The organism is Arthrobacter sp. T2-23 (assembly GCF_055398325.1).
The window spans coordinates 1,160,188-1,179,311 of record NZ_AP027917.1; the positions used below are offsets into that span (position 1 = coordinate 1,160,188).

General features: G+C 68.4%; 16 protein-coding genes. 12 read left to right on the forward strand and 4 right to left on the reverse strand.

Annotated elements, in window-relative coordinates; translation table 11 throughout:
- Positions 1-16 precede the first annotated feature (16 nt).
- The 6 genes from ACZ5Z0_RS05335 to ACZ5Z0_RS05360 all read left to right on the forward strand — a co-directional run bounded on the left by ACZ5Z0_RS05335 (position 17) and on the right by ACZ5Z0_RS05360 (position 6,792).
- The gene (locus ACZ5Z0_RS05335; protein ID WP_464110198.1) at positions 17-1,117 is read left to right on the forward strand and encodes a substrate-binding domain-containing protein; all 1,101 of its coding nucleotides are present in this window, start codon (positions 17-19) and stop codon (positions 1,115-1,117) included.
- 102 nt (positions 1,118-1,219) lie between these two features.
- The gene (locus ACZ5Z0_RS05340) at positions 1,220-2,290 is read left to right on the forward strand and encodes a Gfo/Idh/MocA family protein (protein WP_464110199.1); all 1,071 of its coding nucleotides are present in this window, start codon (positions 1,220-1,222) and stop codon (positions 2,288-2,290) included.
- 991 nt (positions 2,291-3,281) lie between these two features.
- Positions 3,282-3,797: a hypothetical protein gene (locus tag ACZ5Z0_RS05345; protein WP_464110200.1), complete on the forward strand. Its 516-nt coding sequence runs from the start codon at positions 3,282-3,284 to the stop codon at positions 3,795-3,797.
- A gap of 486 nt (positions 3,798-4,283) precedes the next feature.
- Positions 4,284-5,573 carry a serine/threonine-protein kinase gene (locus ACZ5Z0_RS05350; protein WP_464110729.1) on the forward strand — a complete coding sequence of 430 codons (1,290 nt, stop codon included), beginning with the start codon at positions 4,284-4,286 and terminating at the stop codon, positions 5,571-5,573.
- On the forward strand, positions 5,570-6,079 hold the full coding sequence (locus tag ACZ5Z0_RS05355) for a mucin-associated surface protein (protein WP_464110201.1): 510 nt from the start codon (positions 5,570-5,572) through the stop codon (positions 6,077-6,079). Before ACZ5Z0_RS05350 ends, ACZ5Z0_RS05355 begins: the two co-directional genes overlap by 4 nt.
- A 95-nt stretch (positions 6,080-6,174) precedes the next feature.
- Entirely contained in the window at positions 6,175-6,792 is a 618-nt protein-coding gene (locus ACZ5Z0_RS05360) for an SRPBCC family protein (RefSeq protein ID WP_464110202.1), read from the forward strand.
- Between the two features lie 89 nt (positions 6,793-6,881).
- Here ACZ5Z0_RS05360 and ACZ5Z0_RS05365 read toward each other — a convergent pair whose 3' ends face one another.
- On the reverse strand, positions 6,882-9,101 hold the full coding sequence (locus ACZ5Z0_RS05365) for an NADP-dependent isocitrate dehydrogenase (RefSeq protein ID WP_464110203.1): 2,220 nt from the start codon (positions 9,099-9,101) through the stop codon (positions 6,882-6,884).
- Between the two features lie 260 nt (positions 9,102-9,361).
- Between ACZ5Z0_RS05365 and ACZ5Z0_RS05370 the strand changes: the two genes are divergently transcribed.
- On the forward strand, positions 9,362-10,360 hold the full coding sequence (locus ACZ5Z0_RS05370; protein ID WP_464110204.1) for a trypsin-like serine peptidase: 999 nt from the start codon (positions 9,362-9,364) through the stop codon (positions 10,358-10,360).
- Positions 10,361-10,825: 465 nt separating this feature from the next.
- Here the strand turns inward: ACZ5Z0_RS05370 and purH are convergent, their stop codons facing one another.
- On the reverse strand, positions 10,826-12,511 hold the full coding sequence (gene purH, locus ACZ5Z0_RS05375) for a bifunctional phosphoribosylaminoimidazolecarboxamide formyltransferase/IMP cyclohydrolase (RefSeq protein WP_464110205.1): 1,686 nt from the start codon (positions 12,509-12,511) through the stop codon (positions 10,826-10,828).
- 150 nt (positions 12,512-12,661) lie between these two features.
- Between purH and ACZ5Z0_RS05380 the strand changes: the two genes are divergently transcribed.
- Positions 12,662-14,014, forward strand: coding sequence for an MFS transporter (locus ACZ5Z0_RS05380; protein ID WP_464110206.1), 1,353 nt, complete (start codon positions 12,662-12,664; stop codon positions 14,012-14,014).
- A 69-nt stretch (positions 14,015-14,083) separates the two neighbouring features.
- Here ACZ5Z0_RS05380 and purN read toward each other — a convergent pair whose 3' ends face one another.
- Positions 14,084-14,674 carry a phosphoribosylglycinamide formyltransferase gene (purN, locus tag ACZ5Z0_RS05385; RefSeq protein WP_464110207.1) on the reverse strand — a complete coding sequence of 197 codons (591 nt, stop codon included), beginning with the start codon at positions 14,672-14,674 and terminating at the stop codon, positions 14,084-14,086.
- Positions 14,675-14,713: 39 nt separating this feature from the next.
- On the opposite strand from purN, the gene ACZ5Z0_RS05390 reads away from it, so the two are divergent.
- Positions 14,714-15,145, forward strand: a complete 432-nt coding sequence (locus tag ACZ5Z0_RS05390; RefSeq protein ID WP_464110208.1) for a hypothetical protein — start codon at positions 14,714-14,716, stop codon at positions 15,143-15,145.
- 13 nt (positions 15,146-15,158) lie between these two features.
- Here the strand turns inward: ACZ5Z0_RS05390 and ACZ5Z0_RS05395 are convergent, their stop codons facing one another.
- Positions 15,159-16,481: a cell division protein PerM gene (locus ACZ5Z0_RS05395; protein WP_464110209.1), complete on the reverse strand. Its 1,323-nt coding sequence runs from the start codon at positions 16,479-16,481 to the stop codon at positions 15,159-15,161.
- Positions 16,482-16,636: 155 nt separating this feature from the next.
- On the opposite strand from ACZ5Z0_RS05395, the gene ACZ5Z0_RS05400 reads away from it, so the two are divergent.
- The 3 genes from ACZ5Z0_RS05400 (at position 16,637) to ACZ5Z0_RS05410 (ending at position 19,007) form a co-directional block, all read left to right on the forward strand.
- A complete protein-coding gene (locus ACZ5Z0_RS05400) occupies positions 16,637-17,104 on the forward strand; it encodes a DUF4383 domain-containing protein (protein WP_138770046.1) in 468 nt (155 codons plus the stop codon).
- Between the two features lie 216 nt (positions 17,105-17,320).
- Positions 17,321-18,757 (forward strand): flotillin family protein, encoded by a 1,437-nt coding sequence (locus tag ACZ5Z0_RS05405; RefSeq protein ID WP_464110210.1) that lies wholly within the window; start codon positions 17,321-17,323, stop codon positions 18,755-18,757.
- Positions 18,750-19,007: a hypothetical protein gene (locus tag ACZ5Z0_RS05410; protein WP_464110211.1), complete on the forward strand. Its 258-nt coding sequence runs from the start codon at positions 18,750-18,752 to the stop codon at positions 19,005-19,007. Before ACZ5Z0_RS05405 ends, ACZ5Z0_RS05410 begins: the two co-directional genes overlap by 8 nt.
- Positions 19,008-19,124: the final 117 nt, after the last annotated feature.

Sequence of the window (19,124 nt, forward strand, 5' to 3'; positions counted from 1 at the left end):
GAAAGTGAACCAAGCAATGCAACTGATTGGTAAAGCAGGAAAGGCAGCAGCGATCGCTGCTATTGCGGCACTGGCGCTGACAGCCTGCGGCCGTTCCGACAGCGGAACGTCCGGTGGCGCAAGCAGCGGCGGCGAGGCGTTCCCGAAGAATTCCTCGATCGGCGTGGCTCTCCCGCAGAAGACCAGTGAAAACTGGGTGCTGGCAGAGAAGCTGTTCAACGATGGCCTCAACGGTGCTGGCTTCAAGGCAGATGTGCAGTTCGCCAACGGCGGCGTCTCGGAGCAGCAGAACCAGATCAGCGCCATGGTCACCAAGGGTGCCAAGGTCATCATCGTGGGCGCCATCGACGGCGCCCAGCTGGGTACCCAGCTCAAGCAGGCCAAGGATGCCGGCGCCACCATCATCGCGTACGACCGTCTGCTCCTGAACACCGACAACGTCGACTACTACGTCGCCTACGACAACTTCAAGGTCGGCGTCCTGCAGGGCCAGGCCCTGCTGGACGGCATGAAGGCCAAGAAGCCGACGGGCCCGTACAACATCGAACTGTTCGCCGGTTCCCCCGATGACGCCAACGCCAAGGTCTTCTTCGACGGCGCTATGAGCGTGCTGAAGCCGAAGCTTGACGACGGCACCCTCAAGGTTGTCTCCGGCCAGACCTCCTTCGAGCAGGCCGTAACCCAGGGCTGGAAGGCTGAGAACGCTCAGCGTCGTGCCGACACCCTGCTGACCGGCAGCTACGGCAGCGCCACGCTCGACGGCGTGCTCTCCCCGAACGACACGCTGGCCCGAGCGGTCCTGACCTCGGTCAAGGCAGCCGGCAAGCCGCTGCCGGTCATCACGGGCCAGGACTCCGAGGTCGAGTCGGTCAAGTCGATCCTCGCCGGTGAGCAGTACTCCACCATCAACAAGGACACCCGCAAGCTCGTCGAGCACGCGATCACCATGGTCAAGGACATCCAGGCCGGCAAGAAGCCTGAGATCAACGATGACAAGTCCTACAACAACAAGGTCAAGACCGTTCCGGCGTTCCTGCTGGCGCCGGTCATCGTGACCAAGGAAAACGTTAAGACGGCCTACGTCGACGATCCGGTACTCGGACCGCTGACCAAGTAGTCTCAACGCTCCACCATCAGGGCCCCGGCTCTCCCGCTGACCAGTTCGGTCACGGGAGGCCCGGGGCTCTTTTGTCCGCCGCGGGGGTGAGAAGATGACACCATGTCTGCCCCCATCGCCACCCCGTGGCTGTTCAGCCAGCCGGACCAAGACCCGCGGACGGCCACCGGCGCCAGGCTGCGGTGGGGCGTGGTCGCCACCGGCGGCATTGCCGCCGCGGTGACCCGGGACCTTGAGCTCCTGGCCGATGCGGAGTTGTACGCGGTGAGCTCGCGCAGCCAGGCCGCGGCCGACGCATTCGCGGCCGACTACGGCTTCGCCCGGGCCTACGGCGACCAGGACGGGTCGGCCGGTTACGAACGGCTACTGGCCGACGACGCCGTCGACGTCGTCTACGTCGCCACACCGCACGCCCAGCATCACACGATTGCGCGAGCGGCCCTGGCGGCCGGCAAACACGTGCTGTGCGAGAAGGCCCTCACCATCAATGCCCGGGAGGCCTCCGAGCTCGTGGAGCTTGCGCGGGACAAGGGCCTGTTCCTGATGGAAGCCATGTGGAGCCGGTTCCTGCCCAGCATGCAGCGGGCGTTCGAAATCGCCGCCTCGGGCGAGATCGGCGAGGTCAAGTGGGTCGCCGCCGACCTGGGCTTCCCCGCCCCGTACTCCCCCACGTCCAGGCTCTGGGCGCCGCGTGACGGCGGCGGCGCCCTGCTGGACATCACGGTCTACCCGCTGCTGTGGGCGCTCGGGACGCTCGGGTTCCCGCAGACGGTCAGTGCCACCGGCTGGCTCAACGACGACGGCGTGGACGCCCAGAACGCGCTGACCCTGGGCTACCACCACGGCGCCCAGGCCCAGCTCACCTCCTCGCTCCTGGCCCACGGCCCCCGCGCTGCCACCGTGGCGGGCAGCGGTGGCTTCCTGCAGAGCCTGGGGTCGGTCAACAACCCGAAGGAACTCCTGGTGCGGGTCGGTTTCGACGAGCCGCGCACCGAGCGGTTCAGCGTGGTAGGGCGCGGCTACAGCTATGAACTCCGCGAGGTCACACGTTGCATTCAGCAGGGCCTCACCGAAAGCCCGGTCATGCCGCTGGAGGATTCGCTCAACACCATGCGGCTGTTCGACGGCGTCCGCGCACAGCTGGGCGTGAGCTACCCGAACGACCTGCACTGACTTGGGTCTGTGGGGGCGGCCGGCGGCTCCGGCGCTGGATTCGCGGTGCCGAAATCACGGCTCTGCGGCGGCCAAATTGCCGTCCGCTATGGACTAGCCCCGGCCCCCGGACTTAGGCTGTAGACCAATCGTCGATAGATTTCGGGGAGGGGTGTTGCGCATGCAATCAGCAGCGAGCCCCTCCCCTGCGCGCCGCATCGTGCGGATCGTGTTGCTTGCCATGGCGGCCGCGCTGACGTGGTTGGCGCTGTCTGCCGCAGCCGCGAGCGCCGACGGACTCACGGTCTCCAGCACGGCTCCGAGTGCCTCGAGTACTTCGATCGCGGCCATGATCCAGTTGCCGATGACGGACGACGTGACGGAGCCCAGTTTACCGGCTCTGCTTCCAGTGGCGCCCGCCCCGACGCTGCCGGCCATCGTCCCGGACCTGCCACCGGCGCCTATGCCTCCGGCCCCGCCGCCCCCGCCCGTGGCGCAGCCGGCCCCGCCCGTCGCACCGGTGACCTTGCCGGCACCGCCCGCAGCCCCAGCGCCGGCCCCTGCCCCGCCCGCGGCTGAAAGCCCGCCCCCGGTCCCGCCGGCAACCGGCCCGGTGGCCACTCCGCCTGCGGTGCCTGGCCCCATGCCCGCGCCTGCCCCTACCCCGTCACCTGCCCCGGCCCCCGTTCCTGCGCCAGCACCGGCGCCAGCCCCCGTCCCTGAGCCCACACCCGCGCCGCCGGTCGTCGACCCTGCCCTCCCGGCCCCGGATCCGGTGACCGACCCGGCCCGGCACCCTGGCGGCCTGCCAGGTGTCCCGGTGGTTCAACCGGCCCCGAACCCCACGCTTCCGGTGGGCCAGCCCGCAACGGGTACCACGCCGACGGCGCCGTTGCCCGGTGGGGTCCCGGCAGTGCCGGCTCCCGGGCCCGCAGTGCCCGGTACGCCGCCGACGGTCCCAGTCCCTGCGCCCGCCCCCGGGACCACCCCGGCACCGGCGTCGCCGGCGCCGGTGCCTGTTGTCCTGCCGATGGAAACGGTGGCGGCCGTGTTCCCTGCCGACCCCGCGCTGGCCTGCGGCCCCGGGGCGGCAGCGCAGCCCCCGCCCGGCATGGCCAATTCGACCGGATACGCGACTGTACGCCAGGCCTATGTTCCGCTCATGGTCCTGCCGGAACCTCACGACGCGGGCAGTCCGGCCGGCGCCCCGCCCGCAGAGAATCCAGTACCCGCCAGCCCCGTCCCGGCCGGCGGCAACGCCCCGGCCGCGCCGACGGCGCCGGCCGGGGGGAACGACGGCCCGCGCCCTTGGGGTGGCGGAACCGGCCTCCCGGCGCCCAGTGCCCTGCCGCCGGTTCCGGGCTCGGGTTCTGGCAGCGGAGCCGCCTCCAGCGGCACGTCCGGCGCCCTGGCCTGGCTGCCGGGTTCACTGTTCTTCATTCCCCCCATGGGCGCCGACCCCATCAGCGGCCCGCTCCAGCACGTCCATCCTGCCGACGCCGCCGATCCCGGATCTTCTCCTGACTAGAAGGGCCGTTCTCTGCCAATTTTCTGCGCAGAGCACGGTCCTTCGGGCTGCCATGTGCGCCCGCCGTCAGTCATTCAGGAGAATTTCCCATGGATCTCACCGTCCGCGACCGGATCACCGGCACCCCCGTTTCGCCTAGGCGCCCCGTCTCAGCGCCGTCCGCGAACCGGCCCGCGCTGGCCCCGCGCGCATCCCTTCAGCTTCGCCGCATCCAAGTGATACCCCCGCACGCAGAACGTCCGCCGTAGCGCGTGGCCGCTCCTGTCCTGGTCCCTTAACCGCCGGAGCGATGTCGTTGGGTCCGCTGGGGGATCCAACGGCCTCACAGGCAACGGCGAAGCCTCTTCCCTACGAGCGAAAGGTGGATACATCAACCCCTATGCCAAGTGGGCGGAACAGCGCCATGCTGGACCGCGATACCCGTACCCGTACCCGTATTATTCTTTAGGGGCGCCACCACGGCGCCGATGAGAGGGACGGGGTAACATCGTGGACGCTTCGCCCAGCGGGGTCACGACAGAGATTCTGAGCGGCCGCTACCGGCTTGGGGAAGTGGTCGGCAGGGGCGGCATGGCCTCCGTGTACTCGGCCCGGGACGAGAACCTGGGCCGGGACGTCGCGCTGAAGCTGTTCGCTCCGCAGTCCGCCGATGCCGATGAGCTCAAGCGGCAGCAGGCCGAAATCGAACTGCTGGCCACGTTGAACCATCCGAGCCTGGTGACGCTGTTCGACGCCGGCACAGACACGCGGATCCCGGAGGAGCCGAGGCCCTTCCTGACCATGGAACTGGTGGACGGCCAGGACCTCCGGAGCCGGATCCGGCACAGTCCCGTGCCGCTCGACGAGCTTGCCGTCATCGGGGCGGGACTCGCGGACGCCCTCGCCTACGTCCATTCCCTCGGCATCATCCACCGCGACATCAAGCCGGCGAATGTCCTGCTGGTGCAGGTCCGGCCCGGCGAGCCGCTGCGGCCGAAGCTGACCGATTTCGGCATTGCCAGGATCGTGGACGGAACCCGACTCACCGCTACCGGGACCATGGTGGGTACGGCGGCGTACCTGAGCCCCGAGCAGGCCCGCGGCGCAGACATGGGTCCGGCCAGCGACATCTACTCGCTCGGCCTGGTCCTGCTGGAGTGCATCAAGGGTTCGGTCGAATACCCGGGAAGCGCCGTCGAGTCCGCGGTGGCCCGGTTGCACCGTGCCCCTGTCATTCCGGACAGTGTTCCGGCGGAGTGGGCCGCGCTGATCCGGGCGATGACCGCGCTGGACCCCTTGGACCGTCCGGCGGCCGCCGAGCTGGAGACGGCCCTGCGCCAGGCGCTGATCTCCCCCGACTCGCTGCCGGGTGCCCTGGCCGAAGAGCGCACCCGGGTGCTGCCTGCCCCGCCCGCCCGGGCACCGCGGTCGGCGCAGGACACGGGTCCCGGAACCGCACGGAACACCGCCCAGACCGCCGCCCAGGATTCCGTCGACGCCGCTCCCCGCCTGGACGGGCAAACGCACCCCCGCTACGCCCTGAACCCCGACGTCCCGGCTGCTGGCCGTGCAGACGGCCGGGGTGTCCCCTCCCGCTGGCTCGCCCGGTTCCGTGCGAGCCGTCGGCGCACCAAGGTCGCCCTGGTCCTGGCCATGCTCGCGCTCCTCGCGGCAATCGCCGTCGCCGCCACCATCCTGGCCGCCCCGAAGCCGGCACCCGTCGTCGTCCCCTACCCCGCCGTCACCGGCGACCTGGGGGAACACCTGAAACAACTGCAGAAGAGCGTGCAACCATGATCGGCAAAAGCACACGGCGTTGGAGCCCGGCACTGGCCGCGCCCGTGCTGACGGCCTTCCTGGTCGCGGGCTCGCTCTCCGGCTGTGCCGGGGCGGCGCCCGAACTGGACACCGCGGCGGCCACGCAACTCCAGTCCCAGGTCCTCGCCGTCACCGAGGCGGCGGCCACCGAGGACTCCGCCGGCGCGCTGAAGCTCCTGGACGAACTTATGGCCAAGCTCGACGCGGCCGCCGCGGACGGAAAGGTGTCCTTCAAGCGCCACCAGAGCATCAAGGCGTCGGTTGATGTCGTCCGCGCCGATCTCACGGCCAAGATTGCCCAACAACAAGCGGCTGCGGCCGAGGCCGCGAAGGCCGCGGCGGCAGCCCAGGCCGCCGCCCAGGAAGCGGCAGCGAAGGCGGCGGCGGATCAGGCAGCGGCCCAAGCGCCGGCGCCCGCACCGGCGCCCGCACCGGCGCCCGCCGATAACGGCAAAGCTAAGGGCAAAGGCAAAGGCGGCGGCTAGCCACTCCGGGCTTTCCCTCTCGGCCGGTTCCGGCTAGCTTGGTCAGTCAGGCCGAAACCGGCCTGCCGGCCGCCGACTGAAGGAGTGAAACAAACATGGCAACAGTCCAGGAATCCATCAATGTGAACGTTCCCCTGAGCCAGGCCTACAACCAGTGGACCCAGTTTGAGGACTTCCCGCAGTTCATGAGCGGCGTCGACGCCGTCAGGCAACTCGATGACACCACGGTCCACTTCCAAACCAGCATCGGCGGGGTCAAGCGCGCCTACGACGCCCGGATCACCAGCCAGGACCCCGACCGGCAGGTGTCGTGGGAGAGCCTTGACGGTCCCCGCAACGCAGGCACGGTGCGGTTCGCGGAACTCGGACCGGCGGAAACCAGGGTCGACGTCGAACTCAGCTGGGAGCCCGGCTCGGCGACCGAGAAAATCGGCGCCGCCGTCGGCCTCGACTCCCGGCAGGTCGGCGCAGACCTGCAGCGGTTCAAGACTTTCATTGAGGGCCGGGACTTCGAAACGGGTGCCTGGCGCGAGCGCGTGAGCGGCGGCGAGGTGGATGGGCAGCTGCCCGCGGCGCCGCTGCTGACCGACACCGGCTACGACGTCGTCGGTGCCTCCGGGTCGCTGAACACCGATCCGGACATGGCCACCGAACCGGCCTTCGACGGCGGCACAACCGGCGACCGCCGCAACCGCAGGGCCTCCGACCGCTGACGCGGAGGCCGCTTAAACGCCCAAGGGCGCACCGGGTCCTCCCGGTGCGCCCTTGTTATTGCGGCGTTATTGCGGAGTCGTTGCGGTGGCTAGCCCAGCAGGGAGAGCACGTCGCTGAACTTGGCCGAGGGGCGCATCACGGCGGAGACCTTGGCCTCGTCCGGACGGTAGTAGCCGCCGATGTCGACCGGGGATCCCTGCACGGAGAGCAGTTCGCCGACGATGGTCTCCTCGTTGGAGCTCAGCGCGTCGGAGACCGCGGCGAAGGCGGCGGCCAGCTCGGCGTCGTCCTTCTGGCGTGCCAGCTCGTCGGCCCAGAACTTGGCGAGGTAGAAGTGGCTGCCGCGGTTGTCCAGCTCGCCGGCCTTGCGCTTGGGCGACTTGTCCTCCAGCAGGAACGTGCCGGTGGCGCGGTCCAGGGTGTCCGCCAGGACCTGTGCGCGGGCGTTGCCCGTGGAGGTCGCGAGGTGCTCGAAGCTCACGGCGAGGGCCAGGAACTCGCCCAGGCTGTCCCAGCGCAGGTGGTTTTCCTTGAGCAGCTGCTGGACGTGCTTGGGAGCGGAGCCGCCGGCGCCGGTCTCGAACAGGCCGCCGCCGTTGATCAGCGGGACGATCGAGAGCATCTTGGCGCTGGTGCCGAGTTCGAGGATCGGGAACAGGTCCGTGAGGTAGTCGCGGAGCACGTTGCCGGTGACCGAGATGGTGTCCTCGCCCTTGCGCAGGCGTGCCAGGGTGAAGGCCGTGGCCTCATCCGGGGACATGATTTCCAGCTGCAGGCCTTCGGTGTCGTGGTCCTTGAGGTATTCCTCGACCTTGGCGATCATCTGGGCGTCGTGGGCGCGGGTCTTGTCCAGCCAGAAGACGGCGGGGGTGGCGGAGGCGCGGGCGCGCGTGACGGCCAGCTTGACCCAGTCGCGGATCGGCACGTCCTTGGTCTGGCAGGCGCGCCAGATGTCGCCGGGGGCAACCTGGTGCTCGATCAGCACGGCGCCGGCGTCGTCGGCCACCTGGACGGTGCCGGCGGACTGGATCTCGAAGGTCTTGTCGTGGCTGCCGTATTCCTCGGCCGCCTGGGCCATCAGGCCGACGTTCGGGACGGTGCCCATGGTGGTCGGGTCGAAGGCGCCGTTGGCACGGCAGTCGTCGATGACGACCTGGTAGATACCGGCGTAGCTGCTGTCCGGCAGGACGGCGAGGGTGTCGGCCTCCTGGCCGTCGCGGCCCCACATGTGACCGGAGCTGCGGATCATGGCCGGCATCGAAGCGTCGACGATCACGTCGGACGGCACGTGCAGGTTGGTGATGCCCTTGTCCGAATCAACCATGGCCAGCTCGGGGCCGTCGTTGAGCCCCTTCTGAATGGCCGCCGCGACGTCGCCGCGGATTTCCTCCGGCAGGTCCTCAAGTCCGTTGAGGATGGAGGCCAGGCCGTTGTTGGGGCTCAGGCCGGCCGCGGCGATCTGCTCGCCGTAGGTGGCGAAGAGCTCGGAGAAGTACGCCTTGACGACGTGGCCGAAGATGATCGGGTCCGAGACCTTCATCATGGTGGCCTTCAGGTGTGCGGAGAAGAGCACGCCCTCTTCCTTGGCCCGGCCAACCTGGGCGGCGAGGAAGCTGTCCAGTGCGGCGGCGCGCATCACGGTGCCGTCGATGACCTCGCCGGCCAGCACGGGGAAGGCCCGCTTGAGGACCTTGACCGTGCCGTCTTCCTTGACCAGCTGGATCTTGAGGTTCGTGTCAGCCTCGATCACGACGGACTTCTCGTTGGAGCGGAAGTCGTCGGCATCCATGTGGGCGACGTTGGTCTTCGATTCGGGGGACCAAGCGCCCATGCTGTGCGGGTTCTGGCGGGCGTAGTTCTTGACCGAGAGCGGCGCGCGGCGGTCGGAGTTGCCCTCGCGGAGCACCGGGTTGACGGCGGAGCCCTTGATCTTGTCGTAGCGGGAGCGGACGTCCGTCTCCTCGTCCGAGGCGGGGTTGTCCGGGTAGTCCGGCAGGGCGTAGCCCTGGCCCTGCAGCTCGGCAATGGCTGCCTTCAGCTGCGGCACGGAGGCGCTGATGTTGGGGAGCTTGATGATGTTGGCCTCGGGCGTCTTGGCGAGCTCGCCCAGTTCGGCCAGGGCGTCGCTGACGCGCTGCTCTTCGGTGAGGTAATCGCCGAAGACGGCGATGATGCGGCCGGCTAGCGAAATGTCGCGGGTCTCCACTTCCACACCGGCCGTCGAGGCGAACGCCTCGACAATCGGCAAGAACGAATAGGTGGCCAGCATCGGCGCTTCGTCGGTGTGGGTATAGATAATCTTGGCCATTGCTCGGGCGTCTCCCTGAAAGTCTGCGGAAATCTTTGTTATCTCAACGGCTCTAACTTACCCGAGTTGGCCACATCGGCGGCTATCCGGGACGGGCGCCCGGGCCAGCGTGACATCGAAATCGCAGTAACTCTGCGGAAATCTTGCGTGACAAATGTTGACAGATCGGTTTACCCATTCGTCAAGTTGGCGTAGTTTCTAACCCATCACAGCGGCCGGCCCCGGCTGGCCGCCCCGCATTCCTCCCGGTTAGGACACCCATGACAACACCCAAGACTCTGGCCACCAGTCTCCTCAGCCTCTCCGCCGCCGCACTCCTGGCGGTCTGCGCGGCCGGCCCGGCGTCGGCCACACCGGCCCCCGCCAATACGGTGGTAGGCGCGTCAGACGTCAGCAGCCACACCGTCGCGGAGAGCACCGGCGCCGATTACTGGACTGCGGAGCGCATGCGCAGCGCGATCCCAGGCGACGTGCTGGCGGCCAAGGCCATGGATCGTGGCGCCGCAAAGACTGACGCCGGCAAGCCGGTGGAGGTCGGCGCTCCGGCGAAGGTGGGGGGCACCACCCCGACGCTGCAGTCCAAGCAACTGCAGACCAAGACCAACGCCAGCGAGAGCCCCGTCCCGCACATCGGCAAGGTTTTCTTCACCCTGGCCGGTTCCAACTACGTCTGCTCAGGCAACTCGGTGACTTCCTCGAACAAGAGCACCGTCTCCACGGCCGGGCACTGCGTCAACGAGGGCCCTGGCGCCTTCGCCACTAATTTCACCTTCGTCCCGGCCTACCTCAATGGCGCCGCACCCTACGGCAAGTGGACGGCCAAGGCGCTGTACGCTCCGACCCAGTGGAGCTCCGGCGGTGACATGACGTATGACACCGGCTTCGCCGTGATGAACTCGCTCAACGGCAAGTACCTCGCCGACGTCGTCGGTTCCTCCGGCGTCCAGTTCAATGCCGCCCGCGGCCTGAGCTACAAGTCCTTCGGGTATCCGGCGGCCGCGCCGTTCAATGGCGAATCGCTGAAAAGCTGCAGCGGCAAGGCCACAAACGACCCTTACAACCCGCAGTTCAACACCCAGGGCATCCCCTGCAGCATGACCGGCGGATCCTCCGGCGGGCCCTGGTTCATCGGCACCAGTTCCGCCGGCTACCAGAACTCCATCAACAGCTACGGCTACGGCAGCAACTCGACCACCATGTACGGACCGTACTGGGGCTCGGTCATCCAGCAGGCCTACACGACCGCCGCAGCCTCCTAAGCCCCTCATCCCCGAGAAACCCTCAACCCAGGAAAGGAAAAAGCAACGCGGGGTCACTTGCCGCCCGTCCCCCTCGACAGGGCGGCGCATTGACCCCGCGTTGCTGTGTGCTTGCGGTTGCTGGGTGCCGGGCCGCTGGCCCCGCTGATGGACATGCCCATCGCTGGGGCCGCCCTGCACCGGGCATGCCCATCGCTCGGGCCGACCGGTGGACATAATGTGCATATGCCCACGCCTGGGCGCGAAGAATGAGCATGTCCGTCGGCCCTGAAACCCATGCCCATCCCTAGGCGCGAAGAATGGGCATGCCCGTCGGCGTCGCTGGCCCGGACCCCGCAGCATCACTCCACGCGCTTCCCCCACAACCCAGCACCCGGACACGCCACAAAAAACGGACATGCCCTCCCGGAAGGAAGGGCATGTCCATTCTTCGGAGCAGCCGTTGAGCATGTCCCCTAGCGGAACCTAGTGGAAGAAGTGGCGCGCGCCGGTGAAGTACATCGTGATCCCCGCGGCGTTGGCGGCGGCAATGACTTCCTCGTCCCGGACGGAGCCGCCGGGCTGCACGACGGCGCGGACACCGGCGTCGATCAGGATCTGCAGGCCGTCGGCGAACGGGAAGAAGGCGTCCGAAGCAGCGACGGCACCGCGGGCCCGTTCGGGGGCGCCGGTGGCATCGGCGTTGGAGGCCCCGCCGGCGCCCTCCACATCCGAGCTCACCGAAACCCCGAGGGTGTTGGCCCGTTCGACGGCGAGCCGGCAGGAATCGAGCCGGTTGACCTGGCCCATGCCGATGCCGACGGCGGCGCCCTCGGCAGCGAGCAGGATCGCGTTGGACTTGGCCGCCCGGCACGCGGTCCAGGCGAAGGCGAGGTCGGCCAGCGTCGCGGCGTCCGCGGCGTCGCCCGCGGCGAGGGTCCAGTTGGCCGGGTTGTCGCCCTCGGCGTCGACCTTGTCCGTGGCCTGGACCAGCATGCCGCCGGAGACCTGGCGGAACTCGGTCGGGTAGCGGCCGTAGCCCTCGGGCAGGGTCAGGAGGCGGATGTTCTTCTTCTTGGAGAGGATTTCGACGGCCTCGTCCTCGAAGCCCGGGGCAATGACGACCTCGGTGAAGATGCCGGCCACGGTCCGGGCCATGCCGGCGGTGACGGTGCGGTTGGCCGCGATCACGCCGCCGAACGCGGAGACCGGGTCGCAGGCGTGGGCCTTGGCGTGAGCATCGGCGATCGGGTCCGCGGCGGAGGCGGAGCCAACGGCCACGCCGCAGGGGTTGGCGTGCTTAATGATGGCGACGGCGGGCTCGTCGAAGTCGTAGGCGGCGCGCAGGGCGGCGTCGGCGTCGACGAAGTTGTTGTAGCTCATCGCCTTGCCGTGCAGCTGGTCGGCCTGCGCGATGCCGGCCGGGGCGGCCTTGTCCACGTAGAGGGCGGCCTGCTGGTGCGGGTTTTCGCCGTAGCGGAGCACCTCGGAGCGCTCCAGGGCAAGACCGGCGTAGGCGGGCCAGTCGATCACGCCGTCGCCGTCCCCGTCGAGGAACTGGCTGGCGGTCCAGGTGGCCACGGCGGTGTCGTAGGACGCGGTGTGCGCAAACGCCTTGGCGGCAAGCCGGCGCCTGGTCTTCAGGTCAAAGCCGCCCGAGGAGGCTGCCGCCACCACGTCACCGTAGGATGACGGGTCCACCACGATCGCGACGGCGGCGTGGTTCTTCGCGGCCGAACGCACCATCGCGGGGCCGCCGATGTCGATCTGCTCGACGACGTCGTCCTGTGCGGCGCCGGACTTCACGGTCTCCACAAAGGGGTAGAGGTTCACGACGACGAGGTCGAACGGCTCGATCTCCATGTCCTCGAGGGTCTTCATGTGCTCCGGGACGCGGCGGTCAGCGAGGATGCCGCCGTGCACGCGCGGGTGCAGGGTCTTGACGCGGCCGTCCAGCATTTCCGGGGAGCCGGTGACTTCTTCGACTTCCTGGACCGGGATTCCGGCGGCGGCGATCTTCTTGGCGGTGGAGCCCGTGGAGACGATCTTGACCCCGGCTTCGTGCAGGCCCTTCGCGAGTTCCTCCAGACCGGTCTTGTCGTAGACCGAAATGAGGGCCCGGCGGATGGGAACACGGTCGATGGATACACGGTCAAGCTGCGTAAAGCTCACAAAAGTCTCCGTCTTATATCGCGGCGGGGCCGCGGGTGGTGGGGATGCGGCCAGTTTATCGCGTCGCGGCTGCGGGGCTGCCCGCGCGCCGGAGTGTGAAGCTTCACCGCCGGCGCGCCCCGGGACGTAGAGTTTTCACAGGAGGCCGAGATGAATACGTACACCACTGTGCCCAGCGGCGAACAGGTGGTCCAGGAACTGCCGTGGCGGTGGAAGGTCCAGGGCAGGATTTTCCTGATCGGCGGCCTGGGCTTCATGTTCGATGCCTGGGACGTCACGCTCAACGGCATCCTCATTCCCCTGCTGTCCAGACACTGGTCGCTGAGCCCGGGCGACGCCGCGTGGATCGGCACGTCGAACCTCATCGGCATGGCTCTGGGCGCCTTCGTCTGGGGCACCATTGCGGACACCATCGGCCGCAAAAAGGCCTTCACCGCCACCTTGCTGATCTTCTCGATCTTCACGGTCCTCGGTGCCTTCTCCCCCGACTTCCTCTGGTTCGTGGTGTTCCGGTTCATGGCCGGGTTCGGCCTGGGCGGCTGCATCCCGGTGGACTACGCGCTGGTGGGCGAGTTCACCCCCCGCAAACAGCGCGGCAAGGTCCTGACCGCGATGGACGGCTGGTGGCCGATCGGCGCGGCGCTCTGCGGCTTCGTCTCGGCCGGACTCGTCGCTGCCTTCGCGGACTGGCGGCTCACGATGCTTGTCATGGTGCTGCCCGCGCTGCTGGTGTTCTGGATCCGCCGCAGCGTGCCGGAGTCGCCGCTGTTCCTGATCCGCAAGGGCCGCCGCGAGGAAGCCGCCAGGGTGATCGACGACCTGGTCGAGGCCACCGGCGCCGAAGCCCGGGTCTACAGCCTGCCCGAACCCCAGGACGCACCCCGGCTCTCCGCCGGCAGCGCCTGGACCCAACTCCGCGCGCTCTGGCAGTTCAACTGGAAGATCACGACGGCGGCCTGGGCCCTGTTCTTTTCCATCCTGCTGGTCTACTACCTGTCGCTGACCTGGATGCCGCGGATCCTGATCGGCGCCGGCTTCGAGGAATACAAGGCGTTCCTCACCACGGCGTCGATGGCCGCCGTCGGCCTCCTGGGCGTGGTGGTCGCCGCGCTGCTGGTGGAGCGGACCGGCCGCAAGTGGATCCTCGCCGTTACGGGCCCGCTCTCGGCGCTGACGCTGGTGATTGTCGCCGTCGTCGTGGACATCCCGACGGCGGCCGTCTTCTGGCTGCTTGTGTTCGGCTTCGTGGTGCAGGTGGCGATCCCGGTGCTCTACGCCTACGTGTCGGAGCTGTACCCGACGGAGCTGCGCGGCTCGGGCTTCGGCTGGGCCTCGACGTTTTCCCGGCTTGGCGCCGGCTTCGGGCCGCTGGTCTTCGCCGCCTTCCTGTGGCCCGAGCTGGGACTGGCCACGTCCTTCGCCCTGGCCGGCGGCCTGGTGCTTCTCTCGGTGCTGTGGATGGCGTTCTTCGCCCCGGAGACCAAGCAGCGCCGCCTGGAGTAGCCGGCCGCCGGCCCAGCCCAACTGACCCGCAGTAGCGACCGGACTGAGCGTTCAGAACGGCCCCTACTGCTAGTCAGTTGGGGCAGGCAGGGCGGGCGCCGCGGCGGCGAGCGCCTTGAGGGTCGAAACCAGCAGCCGCCGTTCCACGGTCTTGATCCGCTCGTGCAGGGTTTCCTCGGTGTCTCCGTCCGCCACGGTCACGGCCTCCTGCGCGATGATCGGTCCGGTGTCCACGCCGGCGTCGGCCCAGTGCACCGTGCACCCCGTGACCTTCACACCGTAGGCCAGGGCGTCGCGGACGCCGTGCGCGCCGGGGAACGCGGGCAGCAGGGCCGGGTGGGTGTTCAGGTACCTGCCCCCGAACGCCTCAATGAAGTCCGCGCTGACAATGCGCATAAAACCCGAGGAGACGACGACGTCGGGCCGGTACTCGGCCACGGCCCGGATGAGCGCGGCGTTCCAGGCGGCGCGGTCCGGGTAGGCCTTGAAGTCCACCACGAAGGTCGGGATTCCGGCTGCGGCGGAGCGCTCCACGCCGTAGGTTCCGGGCCGGTCCGCCCCGACGGCGGCGAGCTCAACGTCCAGCTCGCCGGTCTTGACGGCGTCGATGACGGCCTGGAGGTTGGAGCCGGTGCCGGAGACGAGGACAACAATGCGCATTGCCTTAGCTTATGGGGCCGCTCGCGTACGCTGGAAAATATGAATTCACCCCACGTCCCCGGCGGAAGCCCGCGGAGCCAGAATCCGCGGAGCGAGGCGGCAAAAGCGTCGCTGCTCAGGACGCACAACCTGTTCCGCATGTTCATCGTGGCGGTGCTCGGGGCGTTCTTCGTGTTCCAGTTGGACGTCAACTACCTTTGGCTCGCCGCGCTCCTGACCGTCGCGGGGCTGGTGCTCGGTGTCCTGCTCCTGGTCCGCGCCACGAAACTGCGGGAATCCCGCCTCGTGCTTTTTGGAACCATCTCCGGCTTGGTGGTCACCGTGGTGATGGCCCTGATGATCATGGTGTCCGCGGTGTTCTTCAACCAGATCCGGGACTACCAGCAATGCGCCCGGCATGCGCTCACCCAGCAGGCCGCCTCGGCATGCCGGACGGAGCTGGAAAAGTCGATGCCCACCCAGCTGCGCTAGCGCAGCTGCCGGATCAGTCGGACTCGGCGGCCAGCTCCAGGTCCGCCTCATGCAGTTTCTGCCGCCGTTCGAGCCACGGCCCGGCCGCGTAGCCGATCACGACGCCGATGCCGGCTTCCACCGCGACGAACAGCGCCGTCATCAGCGGGTCCGGACCGATGTCCGTGAGCCTGCCAATCCCGGCCGATCCCCGTGCCAGCCACGCCAGCGCGGCGGCCAGCAGCCCCGTCACGGCGCCGGTCATGGCACCCAGGACCAGGGTGGAAACCGTGGCGGTGAACCAGCGCGCCTTGACCTTGATGGAGAGCCATTCGTCAAAGTGGTTTTCGCCTTCGCGCAGGAACCACCAGCCCGCCAGGACACCGGCGAGGGCCGGCACCACCAGGGCGACAAACCCGTACTCCAGTGCGCCGGAAGGCAACGCCGCGAACACCGGGATGGAGGGCAATGGCCCGACGGCGGTGTCCAGCGGCCCGGCATGGGAGCCGACGCCGAGGGCGAAGCCGGAGCCGGACGTCCAGGCGAGCGCAAACACGGCCAGGTTGGGCAGGTAGCCCAGTTGCGCGATGGTCAGGGCGGCACCGCCCACGGCGCCGGCGTCGAGCGCTTCGTAGACCGCGATGACGAGGTTCCAGTGAATGAGGAGGTCGACGGCGAGCAAGGTGGCGGCCATCGCCAGGCTGGCCATCACCGCCACGAACCCGGCCTTGAGGACGGAGCCGAGGTAAGAGCCGGCCCAGCGCGAGTGCTGGCTGGTGCGCGAGAGCCAGGCGACGGCGTCGACGCCGATCAGCCGGCTCCAGGAACCCGCCTCGCGCCGGGCCCCGATCACCATGCCGAGGGCAAAGGGGATCAGCGGGACGATCGAGGCGTACCAGAGGCTGACGCCCACCTCTGCGGTGCGGCAGACGAAGCCGGTGGCGAACCCGAAGGCGCCGTACATCAGCCAGGAGCCGAGCAGCGCCTGCCAAAGCTGGTCGGTGTAGGAAGCCCTGGCCAGACGTCGGCCGGCGCGCCAGGCGAGCAGGAACGGGATCAGGGTGAGCCCCAGCGGGACCAGCGAGAGGACGCCGGATTCAGGCCGGGCTGCGGCGCCATCGCCGACGGTGTCCAGCAGCAGGGGTACTCCGTGGACCACCAGCCACGCCTGGCCGGCGAGCCGTGCGAGGAATTCAAAGCCGCTGTCCCGGAAGCCGGCCGTGGCCCAGACCGCGACGATGGGTGCCACCACGGCGAGCGCGGATATTACTGCCGCCTGCGCGGACTCAAGCGCCCCCTGCAGCCACAAAGGCATCGGAAGGCCACGGTCCCCGGTCTGATCAGCGCGCAGTTTCATCGTGATCCATCGTGCCACGCGCCGGGCCGTGTCCGGCGTTCCGACAGGCTTTCTCCCCCGCATTTCCAAGCCGCCGGGGCGGCCCGCGGCGGCGCTTTTTCCCCTACCCGGCCGTAAAATTTAAAGTGTCCGCAATCACTGGTTGGAGGCAGAAAATGACTACCGCATCTCCACATGCGCACGGCGTACATTTCGGACGGACAGATGTCCAAAACGTCGGCATGGGTGTGGGTATTGTCCTAATTGTCGTGGGCGTCCTGGGGTTCATCCCGGGCATCACCACGCAGTACAGCGAGCTGAGGTTCTTCGGGCCCGATTCCCGGGCCATGTTCCTCGGCCTGTTCCAGGTGTCCATGCTGCTGAACATCGTCCAGCTGGCCATCGGCGCCACCGGCTTGACCATGTCCCGCAACGGCATGGGAGCTAGGAACTTCCTTATGGGCTTTGGCCTGCTGTACATCATCTTCAGCGTTTACGGGCTGATCGTCGGCGTAGGGTCGGCGGCCAATTTCCTTGCGTTCAACACCATGGACAACTGGACCCACCTGGTGCTGGGCGTGGCCATGATTGGCGCCGGCTGGCTGCTTTCGAGGCATCTGGCCGATGACGCACAAACCCGGTAAGCGAACACCGGGAAAAGGGAGCCGCGAATGAGGACCGTTTCATAGCAATCCAATAATTCGTACTACCTGCTGGTGCGGACGCTGCGAGGTAACTCAGGCGTCCGCACCAGCTTTCTCTTTTCCCCGCGTCCGCGGGCAGGGCTTTGCCCCAAATGCTGGACTTATTCGACGGCGGCACCCCAGACTGGCCTGACGCACCGACCTGAAAGGTTTTCCATGCCGGACTTCTCAACCTTTATCCCGTTCCTCGCGATCCTCGCCGGGGCGCTCCTCGTCGTCGCAGTCGTCTGGGTGGCGATCAAGCTGATGTGGAAGGTGGCCGAGCCGAACGAGGCGCTGATCATCTCCGGCCTGACCCGCGGCACCCTGGAGACCAGGGACGGCATGGACTTCAAGATCGTCACCGGCAAGGGGGCCCTGGTGTTCCCCGGCCTGCAGACCGTGCGGACCCTGTCCCTGACCTTGAACGAGACCGAACTAAAGGTCTCTTGCGTGACGTCGCAGGGCATCCAGGTGATTGTCGAGGGCGTAGTGATCTACAAGATCGGGGACGCCCCGCCCTTCATCGCCAATGCCGCGCGCCGGTTCCTCGGCCAGCAGCCCAAGATGCAAAGCCAGGTCTACAACGTCTTTGAGGGGCACCTGCGGTCCATCATCGGCAGCATGACCGTGGAGGAAATCATCCGCGAGCGCGACAAACTCGGCTCGCAGGTCCGCAGCGCCAGCGGGGTGGAGATGGAGAAGCTGGGCCTGGTGGTCGACTCACTCCAGATCAAGGACCTCCAGGACCCCACAGGCTACATCCAGAACATCGCCAAGCCGCACATCGCGCAGGTCAAGATGGAAGCACGGATCGCCGAAGCCACCCGCAACCGGGAGGCGGCCGAGCGGGAGGCGGAGGCGGCCGCGCAAATCGCCGACGCGCAGAGCCTGTCCGCGATCAAGCAGTCGGAGGCGCAGGCCAACGCCGAACGCGCCCGGGCCAACGCCGCCCAGGCCGGCCCGCTGGCGGAGGCGACCGCCCGCCAGCAGGTGGTGGTGCAGGAAACCGAAGTCGCGAAGCTCGAAGCGGACCGCGAGGAACAAAAACTCCAGACCACCATCCGGAAACCCGCGGATGCCAAGGCCTACGCAAAGCGCACCGAGGCCGAGGGCCAGAAATCCGCCGACATCAGCGCGGCCGAGGCGCTGGCCCGCCGCACCGAGCTTGAGGCCCAGGTCAACGCCCGGCGCACCGAGCTCCAGGCGCAGGCCAACGCCACGGCGGCCGCGGCCGCAGCCGGGGCCACCCGCGTGACCGGCGAAGCGGAAGCTGCCGCCACAAAAGCCCGCGGTGACGCCACGGCGTCGTCGATCAAGGCCAAGGCGCTGGCCGAGGCCGAAGGCATCAAGGCCCGCGGCGAAGCGCTCGGCACCAACCAGGACGCGGTCATCTCGCAGCAACTGGCCGAAAACATGCCCGCCATCATCGCGGCGGCCGCCGAGCCGTTTGCCCACGTCGGGCAACTCACCGTCCTCAACGGCGGGGAGGGCATCAACCGGATGATCGGCGGCATCCTGGCCCAGGTGGGCGACTACCTGCCCGCGCTGCGGACGGCGCTGAAGGACGGCCGGCAGGCAGCCAAACAGCCGCCGAAAGCTCCGGATGCCTAGGAACGTCGACCGCAGCCTCACCGGCAGGATCGGCCGGGTCACGGGACGGGTGGGGCCGGGCACCATCGGGGAGGTCATGCTGCCCTTCCGCGGCGGCACCAGCGCGTTCCACGCCCACCCCTTTGACAAAACGAGCGTCTTCGCCATCGGGGACGAGGTGCTGGTGATCTACTTCGAACCGCCCCAGACGGTCTATGTGGACGAACTCCCGGACGTGCTCCGGCACGAACCGACCGAGCAGCGCCGCTGACCACCCGGAGGTCAGGGCGGGTCGATCCCCGCGTCCGCTTGCCGCAGGTGGCCGCTGCGAGGCCCGCCTGAGCGGCCGTCTCCGGCAAATGGGCGACAACGGGCTGGATGGCGCCTG

Coding starts and splice junctions, on each gene's coding strand:
- ACZ5Z0_RS05395 (WP_464110209.1), bottom strand. CDS start 16,481: ATGAAACTGCGCGCTGATCAGACCGGGGACCGTGGCCTTCCGATGCCT.
- ACZ5Z0_RS05380 (WP_464110206.1), top strand. CDS start 12,662: ATGAATACGTACACCACTGTGCCCAGCGGCGAACAGGTGGTCCAGGAA.
- ACZ5Z0_RS05355 (WP_464110201.1), top strand. CDS start 5,570: ATGATCGGCAAAAGCACACGGCGTTGGAGCCCGGCACTGGCCGCGCCC.
- ACZ5Z0_RS05390 (WP_464110208.1), top strand. CDS start 14,714: ATGAATTCACCCCACGTCCCCGGCGGAAGCCCGCGGAGCCAGAATCCG.
- purN (WP_464110207.1), bottom strand. CDS start 14,674: ATGCGCATTGTTGTCCTCGTCTCCGGCACCGGCTCCAACCTCCAGGCC.
- ACZ5Z0_RS05400 (WP_138770046.1), top strand. CDS start 16,637: ATGACTACCGCATCTCCACATGCGCACGGCGTACATTTCGGACGGACA.
- ACZ5Z0_RS05405 (WP_464110210.1), top strand. CDS start 17,321: ATGCCGGACTTCTCAACCTTTATCCCGTTCCTCGCGATCCTCGCCGGG.
- ACZ5Z0_RS05365 (WP_464110203.1), bottom strand. CDS start 9,101: ATGGCCAAGATTATCTATACCCACACCGACGAAGCGCCGATGCTGGCC.
- ACZ5Z0_RS05335 (WP_464110198.1), top strand. CDS start 17: ATGCAACTGATTGGTAAAGCAGGAAAGGCAGCAGCGATCGCTGCTATT.
- ACZ5Z0_RS05410 (WP_464110211.1), top strand. CDS start 18,750: ATGCCTAGGAACGTCGACCGCAGCCTCACCGGCAGGATCGGCCGGGTC.
- ACZ5Z0_RS05360 (WP_464110202.1), top strand. CDS start 6,175: ATGGCAACAGTCCAGGAATCCATCAATGTGAACGTTCCCCTGAGCCAG.
- ACZ5Z0_RS05340 (WP_464110199.1), top strand. CDS start 1,220: ATGTCTGCCCCCATCGCCACCCCGTGGCTGTTCAGCCAGCCGGACCAA.
- ACZ5Z0_RS05370 (WP_464110204.1), top strand. CDS start 9,362: ATGACAACACCCAAGACTCTGGCCACCAGTCTCCTCAGCCTCTCCGCC.